The 16910-nt window shown below is 42.1% G+C and carries 9 protein-coding genes; 7 read left to right on the forward strand and 2 right to left on the reverse strand.

Annotation, left to right across the window (positions count from 1 at the left end; all coding sequences use genetic code 11):
* Positions 1-3: 3 nt before the first annotated feature.
* A complete protein-coding gene (locus QTN47_RS03055) occupies positions 4-1380 on the forward strand; it encodes an MBL fold metallo-hydrolase (RefSeq protein WP_369327843.1) in 1377 nt (458 codons plus the stop codon).
* A 271-nt stretch (positions 1381-1651) separates the two neighbouring features.
* On the opposite strand, the gene QTN47_RS03060 is transcribed toward QTN47_RS03055, so the two are convergent.
* Entirely contained in the window at positions 1652-2488 is an 837-nt protein-coding gene (locus tag QTN47_RS03060; RefSeq protein ID WP_369327844.1) for a ThuA domain-containing protein, read from the reverse strand.
* A 174-nt stretch (positions 2489-2662) separates the two neighbouring features.
* Positions 2663-4921, reverse strand: coding sequence for a tail fiber domain-containing protein (locus QTN47_RS03065; protein ID WP_369327845.1), 2259 nt, complete (start codon positions 4919-4921; stop codon positions 2663-2665).
* A 455-nt stretch (positions 4922-5376) separates the two neighbouring features.
* On the opposite strand from QTN47_RS03065, the gene QTN47_RS03070 reads away from it, so the two are divergent.
* From QTN47_RS03070 to QTN47_RS03095, 6 genes are all read left to right on the forward strand, one after another.
* Positions 5377-6270 (forward strand): SAM hydrolase/SAM-dependent halogenase family protein, encoded by an 894-nt coding sequence (locus QTN47_RS03070; protein WP_369327846.1) that lies wholly within the window; start codon positions 5377-5379, stop codon positions 6268-6270.
* A gap of 88 nt (positions 6271-6358) precedes the next feature.
* The gene (locus QTN47_RS03075) at positions 6359-9094 is read left to right on the forward strand and encodes a TonB-dependent receptor (protein WP_369327847.1); all 2736 of its coding nucleotides are present in this window, start codon (positions 6359-6361) and stop codon (positions 9092-9094) included.
* A 202-nt stretch (positions 9095-9296) separates the two neighbouring features.
* The gene (locus QTN47_RS03080) at positions 9297-10490 is read left to right on the forward strand and encodes a FecR family protein (RefSeq protein ID WP_369327848.1); all 1194 of its coding nucleotides are present in this window, start codon (positions 9297-9299) and stop codon (positions 10488-10490) included.
* A 245-nt stretch (positions 10491-10735) separates the two neighbouring features.
* Positions 10736-14197, forward strand: a complete 3462-nt coding sequence (locus QTN47_RS03085; protein ID WP_369327849.1) for a SusC/RagA family TonB-linked outer membrane protein — start codon at positions 10736-10738, stop codon at positions 14195-14197.
* A 39-nt stretch (positions 14198-14236) separates the two neighbouring features.
* On the forward strand, positions 14237-16027 hold the full coding sequence (locus tag QTN47_RS03090; RefSeq protein ID WP_369327850.1) for a RagB/SusD family nutrient uptake outer membrane protein: 1791 nt from the start codon (positions 14237-14239) through the stop codon (positions 16025-16027).
* A 58-nt stretch (positions 16028-16085) separates the two neighbouring features.
* Entirely contained in the window at positions 16086-16772 is a 687-nt protein-coding gene (locus tag QTN47_RS03095; RefSeq protein WP_369327851.1) for a DUF3823 domain-containing protein, read from the forward strand.
* The last annotated feature ends 138 nt before the right edge of the window (positions 16773-16910 follow it).

Below are 16910 nucleotides of genomic sequence, written 5' to 3' on the forward strand. Positions count from 1 at the left end.
ATTATGGCAAAAGATCTGACAGCAAATGTAAGAATGTACCAGGTAGGCGAGCTGGGTGATTGTTTTTTGCTCACTTTTATTGAAGATGCGGATGAAGTAAACGTGCTGATCGATTGTGGTTCGTTTCGCAATTCTTCAAAATCGCAGGAGCGTTTAAGTGCAATCGTAAAAAACATCAAGAGTAAATTAAACGGCAAAAAACTGGATGTTGTTGTAGGTACACATCAGCACAATGATCATGTGTCCGGTTTTGTTCATTGTAAGGAATTGTTTAAAAATAATATTAAGCAAGTGTGGCTGTCCTGGCTGGATGATCCTAAAAGTGCTCTTGCAAGGAGGGTGAATGATGATCAGAAGAAATTACTCGGACAGTTACAGGCCATTCATGCACAGATAGCGCGTTTAAATGTAAAGGGCGACTATTCTCCTGTTAAAGATATACTTGGATTTTACGGTGTTGATGCGCCCGGATCAGCCGTGCCTGCAGAAGGTATTGCCAATCTGAAAATACTTGGTGATGAGAAAGTTGATTATCTGACGCCTGGTGAAATAAAACGGTTACCCGGCATTGGTGTTAACGTGTATGTTTTGGGACCTCCGAGAAATATGCGATTGCTTTTTGACAAAGATCCTGATAAGGATGAGACATATGATCCTGCGCTGGCTCTGGCCAATAAAGATGCTGAAAAGTTGCTTTCTGCGCTGCGGGCCAAAGTGGGATCGGCGGACAAGCAGGAAGAGCAGTTTCCTTTCAATAAAGTTTACAAAAAAACAGAAAGCAAAGCAGATCAGGAGATTGTCAGGGTGTATAACAATCATCTGAATAGCTGGCAAAAGATCGATGCGGACTGGCTTAACCAGGCAAACAGGCTGGCTTTGTTTCTGGATTCATTTACCAATAATGGAAGTCTTGCGCTGGCATTCGAATTGGTGAAATCGGGCAAGGTGTTGCTTTTTGCTGCCGATGCGCAAGTGGGCAACTGGCTGTCGTGGCAGGATATTAAATGGCCGGTGAAAAATATGACGACAAATGATTTGCTGACCAACACTGTTTTGTATAAAGTTGGGCATCATGCCAGTCATAATGGCACACTAAAGAAAGCATTGGAAACGATGAAGCATGAAGAACTGGTAGCAATGATACCGGTTGATAAAAGCGACCCTAACATTACCAAGAAGAATGGCTGGAAAATGCCGGCCAAAAACCTCTTTCAGCGTCTGAAAGAAAAGACACATTTTCGTGTGCTTACTATGGACGACGGATTTGCAGACGGTTGTAATCCTGTAAAAGACAAACCAAAAAGCAAATGGAACGAGCTGCCCTTCAAACCAAAGATTGATAAAAAGAATTTTTTTGTTGAATACAAAATTCAAGGGTAGTGCAATTGATAATGGATAGTTGATGATTGAAAATGAGGGGGGCGAATGTGCAAATTTGAGAATGTGCGGATGTGCGAATGCGTTGCGAAGTTAAACTTGTTGAAATTTGTGTAAGTAATTTATGCCACATCAAATTCCAATGATTAAGTAAATTACGCCCGAATGCCATTCATCTGCACATTTTCATATTTGCTCGTCTGCATATTTTCACATTTGCACATCTGCACATTCGCAAATTTGCACATTCGCACATCTGCACATCCGCACATTGTCAATTACCTCCAAGCCACAGCAGGCTGTTAATAATTAACTGGTTCTGTGTTTCGTTGGCAAATGTGAAAGATAATTCCTTGTTTGTTTTATGTTCATAGTCAATATCGTTGTGGCCCATGTTCATGTAAACCATTTTATACTTTTTATTTGTCCATACAACAGGATAGTAGCCGTTGTGCCATATTTCATGCTGCTTTGGGCCCGTGCCTAATGGGAAGCTTGTAGAGTCTATTGACAATAAAATCGTGATATCCGGATTTTTTCTTAGATCGTTGGACCATCTGTACCATTCGTTGGGAGAGGACTTGAATGTTACGGGTAATCCTTTCGTTATGACATTATCTGGCTGCTCAACGCGCAGTACAGCTGACGTTGGCCGCCATGTGTTGCTTACATAAGATCCGGACCCGAGAAACTCATTGTGATACCAATCCCAGTTTTGAGGAAAGTCAGAGGGCGTAAGCGCAAAACCCGAAAAATGAAAACCCATCCATGCACCGCCATTTTCCATATACTTTTTAAATGCCTCGCGTTGCGCTGGATCGTCCGGGCGTGTGTCAAGAAATAAAACCACTTTGTAGTTAGCAAGAAAAGTTGCATTCAGATTATTCCAGTCGTTGGTAGAGTCATAAGAAAAATTATACTTACGCGCCATTTCAGGAAACCATTTATTTGCTTCATGAACAAAACTGATATGTGCCTGGTCATTTCTGGCCGTATAAAATGCGATCACTTTAAATTTAGTCTGCGCAAAAGATTCAAATGTGGTTAAGCAAATCAGGCATGCAATAATGGAACAAAGAAACAACCTGGTTACACGGTTAACTGAATGCATCGATATAGTTTGTTTTACGGGATTAATAGTTATTAAAACTAAATGTTTTAATAACAGGATGCAAGAATTTATAAGAGTGTGAAATGTTCAGCGTAAAAAAACTTCGGGACGAATTTCATCCCGAAGTAGTGTGAATATATTATAGCATATAGCAAAGCCGGAGCGGTTGGTATGCTATCTCTGAATCACCATTTTCTTGGTATCTACAAGTTTGTTGTCAATATACAGGGAGTAGTTATAAATACCTGATGCAAGCAGGTTGGCATCAACATTTATATTGCCTCTGCCGCTGCCACTCAGGCTCATTGTCTTTAGTACTTTACCGCTTTGGTCAGTCAGTACCATTTGCGCTTTTGAAAAAGTTTGCGGTAATGAATAAGTGATGGTTGTGTTCCCTCTGAATGGATTAGGAGAGTTTTGTTCCAGTAACCCGTTGGTAAGAGATACAGCGCCGGTAGAAGGCAGCTTTAAAGCAGCTTCAATCTTTGCGATACGTGCTTCAAGATTGGCATTTTCTACTTTCAGACTATCATTCTGTAGGCTGAGTTGTTGTACCGCTTTAACAAGAGGCACAACAAAATCTGAATAACGGAGGCCGTAAAAATCCTTATCATTTTTTGGTGCATCAACACCACTAAAATCATAGTGGATCCTCTTTGCTACCGCTTCAACTTCCTGGGCTACAAATCCAGTGTATACCACTTTGCTCTTTTCTGATGCAGCCTCTTTTTCTGCTGCCATTGCCTTTTGTTGAACTGCAGGGTCATCATCTGTCTTAGGTCTTGCTGTATAAGACTGTAATGTTGAAGTAATGCCTGCTGCATCAAGATTGTAGGTGATGGGGCGAAGTGCATTGATAAATTCAAGGCCAGGTACATCTTCCTTTATATTCTTTTTAAAACGGCCATCGGAGAAAGAAGTAAAGCCTACTGCGCCTCCTATGCTTGTTACATTAGCGTCACCAAGCCTTACCTGGTTAGACGCAGTGGTGGGAGCGTGATAACCAACAGCAGTACTGTTTATAGGAGTAAAGGTTGCCCCATAGGTATCCCATCCAAGAAATGTACAGTTGTTGCTGGCATAATATCCTGCGTATGCTCCAAAACCCGAGTTGTAAGAACCTGTGTTAGAATAAAGCGAATAGGTTCCTGCTGCTGTGTTGCTTGTTCCCGCTGTGTTGGTATAGAGTGAATAGGTTCCGAAAGAGCTGTTGTAAGAGCCTGTAGTATTACTGTAAGATGCACGTGAACCGGTTGATGTATTGTACAGGCCTGATGTGTTGGCGTATGAAGCTTTGCTACCCACTGCTACGTTAAATCCGGCAGTAGTTGAGTTGAAGTACAATGCAGAGTCTCCAACTGCAACAGTGTTAGTTGCGCCAGTGCTGCTGAATAGCGCGTGTGAACCAATGGCAACATTGCTGAAGCCTCCTGAATTGTAATAATTAGCATAATATCCGCTCGCTACATTATCGTTCCCGCTTTTGTTTTGTTGTAGCGCATATACACCGTCAGCTACATTGTTGCTTCCTGTCGTGTTGTTTAATAATGCCCAAACGCCGTTGGCAGTATTGCGTGAGCCGCTTGTAGTATAGTATAATGCCTGGAAGCCTATACCGGTGTTGTCGTATGCGCTGCCGGTGGTTGCAAATAATGCCTGGTATCCTACGCCTGTATTGTAACCGCTTGTGGTGTTAGAATATAATGCCTGGTAACCTACAGCCACATTGTAATATCCTGTTGTGTTTTTGTACAATGCCTTGCTGCCTATACCTGTGTTTTGATAAGCGCTGGTACTGTTAAGTAATGCGGAGTCGCCAACAGCCACGGAGTTGCTTCCTGTCTGGTTCTTGCTAAGCGCCATAATGCCAACAGCAACATTTGAATGTCCCGTAGTGTTTGCTTTAAGCGCATAGTATCCAACCCCAACATTTGAAGAGCCAACTGTGTTGCCAAATAAAGATAAAAAGCCAACTGCGGTGTTGTTTGCTCCTGTCGTGTTTGAAAAGAGTGTCTTAAAGCCAGTGCCCGTGTTGTTTGATCCGGTTGTGTTTGAATACAAGGCAGATTGCCCTAAAGCCGCATTGTTACTTCCTGAAGTTATTTTAGCCAGGGAGTAGGCGCCAAAACCCGAGTTGTAGCTTCCTGTAAGCGCGGTGGTGCCTGCATTAGCTCCCGTGAAAATGTTGCCCGTACCTGTTGCGTGCAATGTTAATGCCGTGTTTACGTACACGCGGCCACCGAGGTAAATATATCTCCAGGCTTTGGTGGATGTACCAAGGTCTAACGTGTTGTTGGCATTTGGAGTAAGTGTTTTGTTAATTGATGTGGTTACAAGATTGGAAAGTGCAGTGTTGGCTTGTTCAAAACTTTGTGTGCAAAAAACACCTGACGTAATTGCAGCAGCCATCAGCATGTAGAATTTTTTTTTCATACAAGTTAAATTTTTTGTGTGAAGCGATAGCAGATAAAGGAGATATGTATGCCGCGGAGTTATTAACCGGACAATGCTTCTTAAATATTAATTTCGACTTTTATACCCTTACTAGTGCTTGTGCAAAATGCCAGTCTTATGCAGTACGGATTATGTTGCCAGGTATACAGTAAATATTGTTCCGGTTAATAAGGCCGTTCCATTGGGGAGCCAAATAAGACAAACCATGAGGATCGATAACAAAATAGAAAGAAAAAATAGTAGTTGCAAGAGGTATTTTCTCAACATTTTTCAATGATTGAACGTTTAGATTATTATTGTGAAGCTCTTGTCTGATGCTGGTTCCAATAAAATTAAACAAGCCTGTTGTGCGGAAAAAAATATAAACTGCCAGCATAAACAAGAACGTGTAATAGTTTTGCTGACTAAATATTTATACTGTAATAAAAAGCGTTATGAGAAAGTCCTTGTTATTGCTGCTATTTTGCGCGGGCATTCAGCTATGCCTTTTCTCTCAAAATAGTATTCTTGTTTTTCAGAGTGATTTTGGTTTAAAAGATGGAGCCGTTTCTGCTATGAAGGGCGTGGCAATGGGGGTTTCACCTCAACTGAAAATATTTGATCTTACGCATGAAATCCCGGCATTCAATATCTGGGAGGCTGCTTACCGCCTGCAACAAACAGCCCAGTATTGGCCTGTGGGTACTGTATTTGTTTCCGTTGTGGATCCTGGTGTAGGGTCTGAAAGGAAATCGGTGGTGCTTAAAACAAAATCGGGACATTTTTTTGTAACGCCCGATAATGGTACGCTTACGCTTATCGCGCAGCATCTTGGTATTGACAGTGTAAGAGAGATTGATGAGGTCAAAAACAGGTTGAAAAATTCAAATGCGTCATACACATTTCACGGCCGGGATGTGTATGCTTACACAGGTGCCAGGCTGGCATCGGGAACGATTCGGTTTGATGAGGTTGGTGGTGTGCTGCCAGCGCAGGTGGTTACAATCGATTTTCAGCAGCCGGTATTTGAGAATGGTGTGGTAAAAGGAAACATTCCAATTCTTGATATACAATACGGAAACGTGTGGACGAATATAGATAAGGAGACATTTAATAAGCTTGAACCTAAATACGGCGACAAATTGAATGTTCAGATCTTCCATAATCAAAAACTGGTATATAAAGGTGTGTTGCCTTACGAGACTACATTCTCAGGCGTGCCAAATGGTAAGCCGCTGTGCTATCTGAATAGTTTATTAAATGTGTCGTTTGCTTTAAACCAGGGAAATTTCTCACGGGTAAATAAAATCTTTAGTGGTCCGGACTGGAGTGTGACTATTTCAAAATAATTAAACGTAACAGCTGTTTGTTACTTAATGCTGAAGAATCGTTTTCATAAAACGATTCTACGATTTTCAAAATCTTAAAACCTGGAAAATGAAATCATTACAACTGCTTATTGTTATGTGCGTCATATATTGTGTACCTGTTTATGCACAAAATGTTGCTGCGGGTAAAGTATTGGATGCTCATACAGGAAAGGCTTTGGCTGGTGCGATAGTGCAGACGCAAAATGGTAATAAATCCGTTATAACCGACAATGAAGGAAATTTCAAGATCAATGTGCCCATAGGCCAAATGCTGCAGGCAAGTCACCTGGGCTTTACAACACTTGCCTTCCAGGCTGAAACTTATAGTGAAGTGCGGCTATCTGAAAATGTAAATGATCTTTCGGCTGTAACAGTTGTGGGAAGCAGGAATTTGAAAAGGTCAATTGACAATTCACCTGTGCCGGTTGATGTAATTGAATTGAAGTCTGCAACTAAAACACTACCACAGGTAGATTTGAATCAAATGCTTAACTACCTTGCCCCGTCCTTTAACTCAGCCAGGCAATCTTCATCTGACGGAACTGAGCACATTGATCCTGCGTCCTTGCGCGGACTGGGACCGGATCAGACACTGGTGCTTATTAACGGCAAGAGGAGGCATACTACTTCACTTTTAAACAACCAGGGAACTTTCGGAAATGGTTCAGTGGGCACAGATTTGAATGCAATTCCTGTTTCAGCAATCGATCACATTGAAATACTGCGTGATGGTGCTTCGGCCCAATATGGTTCGGACGCCATAGCCGGCGTTATAAATATTGTTCTGAAAAAGAATACCAGGACATTTCAGGCCGGCGTTACGGGCGGTGTTACTTCACGCGGAGATGGCGGTACAAGTAATGTGAACCTTAACTGGGGTGGCACACTGGGTAAGAATGGCGGCTTTATCAATCTCACCGGTGATTTTTTATACAGGGGAAAAACAACAAGAACCCAGGAGCACAACCTTACCATCTTCAACCAGTTTGCATTGCCTGAAGATGCAGCCAACGGTGGTGCATTTACGTACGATTTTAGTGCAGATCCTGCTGCGTTGCGTGCTTATGATGACAGCGTTCTGAAAGCCAGGAACCTTAAAAGAGCTGATTTTAACTTCCAGATAGGCGATGCGAAAATTTTGAATTCAGGCGTTTTCTATAACCTGAGTCTTCCCTTTAAAAATAATAAGGCAGAATTCTATTCTTTTGGCGGATTCAATTATCGCGATGGGATGGGTTTTGGTTTCCGCAGATTGCCGAGTGAGGAATGGAACATGGTATATTCAATTTTTCCTAATGGGTATCAACCCAATACTGAGTCGCATATTTATGACGAGTCAGTCGCAGTTGGGTTAAAATGGAAATATGGCAAATGGAACATGGATCTCAGCAACAATATTGGCAATAACCGATTTGATTACATCGTAAACAATACGGTAAATGCTTCAATGAAAGAAAATAGCCCCACTACCTTTAAAGCAGGTGGTCACGCTTTTTTGCAGAACACGGTTAACCTCGATGCGAGCCGCTATTTTGAAACAGTTGCACAGGGATTGAACCTTGGCCTGGGGGCGGAGTTCCGGTACGAAAAATATACCATTCGTGAGGGTGAAGAGGCATCATGGAAAAATTACGGATTATACACCCAGCCTGACGGAACAACTATAGATACCTTGGGTCTGTCCGGCGGGTCTCAATCATTCGGAGGTTTTACACCATACAACGCCGGAACACACGACCGGAGCAATATTTCTGTTTATGCAGATGCCGAGCTGGATGTAACGAAATCATTCACCCTGGCAGGATCTGCGCGGTTTGAGCATTACAGTGATTTTGGAAGTACTATAAACGGAAAGCTTGCTGCACGGTATGCCATCAATAAAGTGTTCGCTTTGCGGGGGGCAATCAGCACAGGTTTCCGCGCACCGTCACTTCAACAGCAATTTTTTAGTTATGTAAGTACAGATCTTGTAAATGGCAAAATCGGGCAATCGGGTTTCTTTCCAACAAATAGCGACGTTGCAGCGTTTATCGGAATTCCGAAATTGAAAGAAGAGACTTCAGTTAACGCAAGTGCAGGCTTCACTGTTTCGCCCGGTAAAAATCTGCGGATCACTGTTGACGGTTATTATATTAAGGTGAATGACAGAATAACACTTACCGGAAACTTCGGGCAGGATGCCTACGGCAATGTGGACTCCGTTATTGCTGATTACCTGATTCCTTATGGAGCCAATACCGCACGGTTCTTTGTGAATTCAGTTGACACAAAAACACTGGGGGTTGATCTTGTTACTACCTACACCTATCGCATTAACAACAATAACAAGCTCGATTTTACGCTTGCCGCCAATTATAATAATAATGAGGTTGTGCAGGTAAACAGCATTCCTGAAAAACTGGCTTCCCAGCCGGATGTATATTTTAGCCCGGCGGAAAGAGCATTGATAGAGACGATCAATCCGAGAACGAAGGTCAACTTTACGATCAATTATAAAGTGCGCAATCTTACCGTGCTGCTGCGTAATGAGTATTTTGGTGAGGTGACAAAAAATGGTTTTCCATTTGGTGAAGTGCAGCTACATAAAGGCAAAACTGTTACCGATATTGCACTGAGCTACGACTTTTCCAAACACTTCACATTATCCGCCGGAGCCAATAATATTTTCGATATTTTTCCTGACAGGCAGGTGTATAGCAACAGCTACTTTGGTGTATTTAAATATGCACCGGTGCAAATGGGTACTACCGGCACTTTTTATTTTGTAAGACTGCTTGTAAGTGTGGCGGGAAAAGCCAAATAAGGAAATCTAATGCCTTAGCATTTTCCTTGTTTAATAAATGATTACGAAATAGTATAAAAAAAATATGTTTTCCCAATAGTAAATCTCTCCGCTTTTTTTCTCCTGTAGTAAATAACCATTCAATCCTGTTTCCCTGGCCTGTCGATAACCAGGAGGTTGTCTAAAGCCAGGTACTTCGTACTTCGTAACTCGTACTTGACGTGTGACAATTTATAAAGAACAGGCATTGGATCGTGATATCAACTTTATGGACTATTTACTATACGAACCGGAAGACTTTGCTTCAGACGAATCTTATCTCAGGTATTATTTTAAACTGAATAAGAAGGATATCGCGTTTTGGGAAAGCTGGATAAGCAATCACCCGGAAAAACTGGATGTGATCGTTAATGCCGATGAACTGATCAGTTTACTTTCTTTTCATGTGTCTGAAGATGCTGTGGAGAAGGAATTGGGCCGGCTGATGAGTGATATCAAAGCTGGTGCCATCAAAATCACTCCGGATAAAACTAATGCAGCTAAGAAAGTTTCCGCAAAGGCAAGGCCGTTAAGATATCTTAAGATCGTTTCTTTTACGCTTGCAGCCGCAGTGGTTCTGGTATTTCTGGCAAGGATAACAATTCTTGCGCCGTCAGCAGTAGTAGATGCGGAAACACCCGGTATGACCGCAAGCATCACAAAAACAAATAACGGTGCCGGCACTATGCTGCTGACGCTGGAAGATAGTTCTGTTGTGACCCTGAAACCCGGAAGTTCCGTAACCTACGCCGCTCATTTTGCTCCTGATAAACGTGAAATAATGCTGGATGGTGAAGCCTTTTTCCAGGTTTCTAAAAATCCTGCGCGACCATTCTTTGTGTATTACGGCAACCTTGTAACACATGTGCTGGGGACAAGCTTCAATGTGAAGATTGATAAGGTACAGAAGAAAATTGAAGTGGCCGTCCGTACAGGCAGGGTAGAGGTGTATGAAAAAAATAATAAAGGAACAAGTAAGCAAAATACGCCCCAAAAGGAAAAAGGAGTGGTGCTCACGCCAAACCAAAAAGTCATCTACACAATAGATACAAAAAGCTTTGAGGCAACACTGGTTGACAAACCTATGCCTCTGCTTGCCCATCACGACAATGTTGACACCGTTACCACGGTCTACAACATCAGTAAAGAAACTTTTGTATTTAAATCAGAACGACTGGCCGATATAATAAAGGTATTGGAAGATGTTTACGGAATTGACATACAGGTTGAAAACGACCATTTGAACAACTGCCATTTTTCCGGCGATCTCACGAGGATGGACCTGTATGGTAAGCTCGATATTATTTGTAAAACGGTGGGGGCGTCTTATAAAATAACAGGAACCAGTATACTTATAAAGGGAAAAAATTTGCAGTAATGCAGCCAGGGTATTGTTTTCAGTATACCTGATATCGCCGTTTCTTAATTCTACCTGAGAAAAAGATTGCTATTATTTAATCACTAAAACCATTGCCATTATGAGAAGATCCGCTGTAAAAAACACTTAACAACCAACAGCCGGAGCATAAAAAAACCGGTAATGTTCCAGCATTACCGGCTTAAGGCTATGCGCCCGGTTTTATCCGCGTACACATTTATTAACGAACAAAACCATGCTAATTTATGGAAAAAAAGCAATTGATTGCTTCAATACTGCTTGTAATGAAAGTAACCATTCTACAAATTGCGCTGGCGGCTATATGTTGTTTCTCGGTATATGCCAACAAGGGGGAAGCGCAAGTTTTACTAAATAAAACTGTCACCATATCTGCAAAGGAAAATACGCTTGCAGAAGTTTTGGTGACAATTCAAAAACAAACCGGTGTTAAATTCATTTTTAGTGCCGAAGGAATACAGGTTGACCGCAAAGTGAATTTTGTGGTAAAGAATAAAAAACTGCTGACCATTCTTTCAGAAGATCTGAAAGCGCTTGGCATCGGCTACAGTATTGTGGATGACCAGGTGCTGTTGTTTGCACTCGACAAGGATGACGATAAAACGGCAGAATTGCTAAGCTATTTTAATGCCGCGCGTCAGCGAAAGATAACGATAACCGGCCATGTGCTGGATGACCGGAATATGGCACTCCCAAACGTAAGCATACAGGAGAAGGGTACTTCAAACGGCGTAACATCTAAAGAAGACGGCTCATTTGAAATTGACGTTGAAGGCAATAGCTCCGTGTTGATTTTTAGTTTTGTCGGTTTTTTGCCGCAGGAGGTTGCTGTTGCCTCTCGCCATGATATAACAGTCAATCTTCAAAACGAAGCTTCCAAACTTGGGGAAGTAGTTGTGATCGGTTACGGAACACAAAAGAAGGCAACGTTAACCGGATCTGTGTCAAGTATAACAGCCAAGGAACTAAAGACTGCAACCAATGCCAACGTGGCCAATATGCTGGCAGGCAAGTTGCCGGGCTTCAGGGTAACACAGCGCAATAGTGAGCCGGGTAGTTATGCTACAGACTTTGATATCCGTGGGTTTGGCAGTCCGCTGATGATTATTGATGGTGTGCCCCGCGACAATTTTACCCGGCTTGATCCAAATGAAATTGAAAGTGTTTCCATTCTGAAAGATGCATCTGCCGCGGTTTATGGGGTAAAGGCTGCCAATGGTGTGTTGCTGATTACTACCAAACGTGGTAAAAGCGGCAAGACTGATCTTACCTATTCCGGTACATTCGGATGGGCGAGCATTGCCAACTCTCCGGATGTAATGAATGCTTATGAGTATGCAACTCTTATCAATGAATCTGACTTTAATACCGGAAAAACAACGCCCACCTATTCACAGGATGCCTTACAAAAGTTTAAGGACGGAACAACGCCAGGCACTGACTGGTACGGCCTGGTTGTACGTGACAGGGCTCCGCAAATGCAGCACAATTTAAGTGCAAGCGGCGGTACAGATAAGATTAAGTACTTCATGTCTTTAGGGTATTATGATGAACAGGGTATCTGGAAGTCCGGTGATCTCAATTACAAACGTTATAACTTCCGCTCCAATATCAATGCGCAGATCACAAAGAATCTTGATGCTGAATTGTTGATCAATGGCATTTCGGATAAGAAGATGGAACCGGGTGAACCAACCTGGGTTGTCTTTAAATCCATGTGGATGCAAATCCCTACCATTCCTGTATATGCTAACAACAATCCAGCATACCTGAGCAATGTTGCCGATGGTACACATCCGCTTGCAGTTACCAATGCAGATATCTCAGGTTACAATCAAACATCAACAAGAACTTTCCAGGGAACATTTGCGCTTAATTATAAAATACCTTTTGTTGATGGCCTAAAGGCAAGAGGATTGTTTAGTTATGACAGCAAATACATGTTCACCAAGAACTGGAGAAAACAATTTGCATTGTATGACTACGATAATGCAACAGATCAATACAGGCCAACTTATTCTCACAGTCCTTCCAATATGTCAGAAGGTTTTGATCAGGTGGATTTTACAACATTACAGGCTTCTCTTAACTATGATAAACGTTTTGGAAAACATAACGTCAAGGGCTTGCTGTTGTTTGAAAAGCTGAATCAAAAGGTTAACAATTTCAACGCTTCACGTGAGTTTTCGCTCGATGCCATTGATCAATTGTATGCCGGTAATGATAACAATACGCAGGCAAGCTCAAGCTCGCAGTCTCCTGGGTTTAGCGGTAACGGACCATTGTTTGATTATGTGCGTGAGGGTATTGTCGGTAGATTCAATTATGATTATGAAGGCAAATATTTAGTAGAAGGAAGTTTCCGTTATGACGGTTCCTCAAAGTTTGCCGAAGGGCATCGTTGGGGATTCTTTCCTGCTGTATCCGGTGGTTGGAGAATATCTGAAGAAGAATTCTTCCGCAATCTGCTGCCGGTTGTCAATAACCTGAAATTACGTGCATCCTACGGTAAGCTTGGTGATGATGCTTCTTCAGCGTTTCAATATCTAACAGGCTACAATTACCCAGGTGGTTCTTACTACATGTTCGGTAGTTCATTGATTGCGAACTTAACGCCGCGCGGTATGGCCAATCCCAATCTTACATGGTATACTTCTCAGCTAACCGATATAGGTCTGGATATGGATTTCTTTCACGGAAAGTTACATGCTGAGTTTGATGTTTTTAAAAGAAAGAGAGAAGGTTTGCTCGCAACACGCGTGCTAAGTCTGCCTGGAACAGTTGGCGCAGGATTGCCCCAGGAAAATTTGAACAGCGATATGCAGCATGGCTTTGAATTATTGTTAAGTCATAGTAATAAAATAGGCGGTGTGCTGTATAATGTATCGGGAAATGTTTCTTTTACCCGTTCTAAAAACCTGTATGTTGAACGTGCTGCATCCAACAATAGCTATCGCAACTGGCGCGATAACAATAATGACAGATGGTCTGATACTTATTGGGGATATCATGTGTTGGGTCAGTTCGGGTCAATGGATGAAATAAAGAATTCGCCTGTACAGGATGGTGATGGTAACAGGAAATTATTGCCCGGTGATTTGAAATATGAAGATGTAAACAAAGATGGCATTATTGACGATAATGATGTTAAGCCCATTGGTCGCAACAGTACTACTCCTGAAATAAATTTTGGTTTTACACTGGGTGCTCAATGGCGCGGTTTTGATATTAATATGCTTTTCCAGGGCGCTGGAAATTTCACAGTTGACTATCTTGGTTCTGATCAGTTGGCGAAACCATTACCCTGGGGCCGCAACGGTCTTGCAATTTTCACTGACAGATGGCATAAGGCTGATATGTTTGATACAAAAAGCGACGCATGGATCCCCGGCAAATACCCTTCAACAAGACCTAATGGCTCAGCTCCATGGAATTACCTTACTTCTGATTTCTGGCTTCATGACGCAACTTACCTGCGTTTGAAAAGTGTTGAAATTGGTTATACAATACCGGCAAAACTGCTGAACAGGATTGGTATTAAGGCATTTCGCGTATATGCGAACGGATTTAACCTGTTTACGTGGAGCGGTCTTAACAGCGTGGTGGATCCTGAGCATACCAAAGACACATACGGGTATCAATATCCTATCACCAAGAATTATAACATTGGGTTAAACATCACGTTCTAAAAACGTGATGAAATGTTGAACATGTTAAAACCGAAAAGAATGAAGAAAGTAAATTCCTATATAATGTTCCTTGTCCTTTCGCTTGTTATATTCAACTCATGCGATAAGGATCTGAATGTTCCTCCTCAGAATATATTGCAGGATGATGACCTGTATTCCAATGAATCTGCGGTTACCGCCTATTTTGCTACATTGTATAACGATCTGCCTGTTGAAGATTTTAATTTCAGCAAGAACGGATTCAATACATGGGCTGATGGCGGAGGTTTTCTGCACGATTTGAGTGACGAATCCATCACAAACCAGACCGATAATAAAAGCAGCATTGGTGATGGAACCTGGCTACAATACTGGGCATACGGCTCTGTTAGAAATGTAAATGATTTTATTGCCAAGCTGCCAACATCCAGCTTTACTGATGATAAAAAGAAGCAATGGATGGGTGAGGCGAGATTTATTCGTGCGTACTATTATTTTGGGATGGTTAAACGTTACGGAGGTGTTCCTTTGATTACGGTTGTGCAAAACTACACAGGCAATAATCTGCAGGAATTGCAAGTGCCCCGTAATACCGAAAAGGAATTGTATGATTTTGTTGCGGCTGAACTGGACAGTGCTGCCAACTTACTTCCTGATGCGGGTGGCCAGGGCGCCGATCAGTTGGGTAAAGTAAATAAATATACAGCACTTGCTTTAAAATCACGGGCCATGCTTTATGCAGCATCTATTGCGCAATACGGCACTGTTCAGTTGAATGGCCTGGTAGGCATACCTTCGGCAGAGGCACCCAAATACTGGCAGGCTGCCTACGATGCTGCAAAAAAAGTGATCGACGCAGGCCATTATTCTTTATACAATAAGAACCCGGACAAGACACAGAACTTTACTGCGTTGTTTCTTGATGCATCCAGCAGCGAAAACATTTTTATCAAGCAATTCAGCTATCCTAAAAAAACACACAGTTATGACAACTGGAATCTGCCTTATTCCGTTCGTGGTACTGCTGGTTACGGAAGCCGCACCAATCCAACGCTGGAACTTGCTGAACAATATGAATACATCGATGGATCAGATGGTAAGCTGCAGTTAAATGATGCTTCCGGTAATCCCAAACAATATGCTTCTCCTACAGATCTTTTCAGGAATAAAGATCCCCGTTTCGGAGCTACTTATATCTATCCGTTTGCAGATTGGAAAGGGACGACTATTGATATACAGGCTGGTATTATAGATAATGGCCAGGTAATCACGTCAGGCCGGTTTGATGATCTTTATAATGGCAAACATATCATCGGCGCAAATGGCATTGGTGGCGGTGGTGGAGAGGTTTCTCAAACAGGCTTCTATATCCGTAAATATCTCAATTCAGCCTATGACCGTTCTAAGGTTGCTCCATGGACATCAGCCCAGGCTTTTATTGACATGAGATATGCTGAAGTGTTATTGAACTTTGCGGAAGCTGCAATAGAGTTGCATAATGTGACTGATGCCAAATGGGCCTTGAATCAGTTGCGTGACAGGGCCGGCATTGCTTTGCTGGCTGATAACCAGGTAACGCGTGAAAAAGTGCGCCATGAAAGGCAGGTGGAACTTGCGTTTGAAAGTCACCGCTATTGGGATATCAGGAGATGGCGTATTGCAGATAAAATACTCAACAATAGCAAAACATCTGCACTGTTGCCATATCTCGTGCTCAGCAATAATTCATACATCTTTAAAACATCACCGGTGGGATTTCCCAAAACATTTACTACCAATCTGTACTATGAACGTGTAGATCCGAACGAAATATCAAAGAATCCTAAGCTGGTGCAGAACCCGGGCTATTAGGGTATGTATGATTATGAGCCAATCATTAAATGCGTTTTTACAATCAAATTGATTAAGAATGAAAAAAGTAAATATACAATTGGTTATTATCTGCATGCTGGCATCGCTTTGTGCCTGCACCAAGCAGGATAACTATAGTGCACCTTCAGCAACAGTTATGGGAAGCGTGATAGACGCCACTACCGGAAAGCCAATACAGACCGAACAACCCAACGGAATAAAAATGCGCTTGCTTGAAGAGAAGTATGGCGCAAATGTTAGTCCGTTAGATTACTGGATAAAAGCAGATGGCACTTTTGATATTGCAAATGTTTTTTCCGGGCAATACAAAGTTGTTCCGATAGAAGGCGCCTTCTTTCCTGCAGATACGGCTGTTGTGGATATCGAAGGTGTAAAAGAAGTGAGTTTTACAGTTACCCCTTTTTTAACCTTAACCACAAGCGCAACAGTTTCAGGCACAGATGTAATTGTTAATTACAAGTTGTCGAGAGCTAAGGTTGCAGATAAGATCCTCGATTGCAAATCATTGCTTTCTGCGTATCCAACAGTAAGTTATGCTATCAATGAGATGTCTGTAACTCATGATCTGACGCTTGTTCCTGACGAAACTGCGTTAAGTACATCTTACGCGGACACATTGCATAACGTTGGCGCCGGTACTTATTATGTAAGGGCTGCAGCAAGAACCAACAATGCCAACAATAAATACAATTATTCAGAAGTGATTGAAGTGAAGGTGCAGTAAGATTTTTTCTCTCATCCTTATTCAGAACAGGGTTATCCTGCATGGTTTACCTTAAGCCGTATAGCTAAATGCTGTGCGGCTTTTTTATGTTGTTCCTGCAGCGGTGTGGAAAGGGCACCAATAACCGGTTTAGGTCTT

The organism is Danxiaibacter flavus, assembly GCF_041060425.1.
Lineage (GTDB): Bacteria > Bacteroidota > Bacteroidia > Chitinophagales > Chitinophagaceae > Danxiaibacter > Danxiaibacter flavus.

Bases quoted from the DNA above. Each gene is read 5' to 3' on its own strand.
- QTN47_RS03065 (WP_369327845.1), bottom strand. From the start codon at position 4,921: ATGAAAAAAAAATTCTACATGCTGATGGCTGCTGCAATTACGTCAGGT.
- QTN47_RS03070 (WP_369327846.1), top strand. From the start codon at position 5,377: ATGAGAAAGTCCTTGTTATTGCTGCTATTTTGCGCGGGCATTCAGCTA.
- QTN47_RS03075 (WP_369327847.1), top strand. From the start codon at position 6,359: ATGAAATCATTACAACTGCTTATTGTTATGTGCGTCATATATTGTGTA.
- QTN47_RS03055 (WP_369327843.1), top strand. From the start codon at position 4: ATGGCAAAAGATCTGACAGCAAATGTAAGAATGTACCAGGTAGGCGAG.
- QTN47_RS03060 (WP_369327844.1), bottom strand. From the start codon at position 2,488: ATGCATTCAGTTAACCGTGTAACCAGGTTGTTTCTTTGTTCCATTATT.
- QTN47_RS03085 (WP_369327849.1), top strand. From the start codon at position 10,736: ATGGAAAAAAAGCAATTGATTGCTTCAATACTGCTTGTAATGAAAGTA.
- QTN47_RS03095 (WP_369327851.1), top strand. From the start codon at position 16,086: ATGAAAAAAGTAAATATACAATTGGTTATTATCTGCATGCTGGCATCG.
- QTN47_RS03090 (WP_369327850.1), top strand. From the start codon at position 14,237: ATGAAGAAAGTAAATTCCTATATAATGTTCCTTGTCCTTTCGCTTGTT.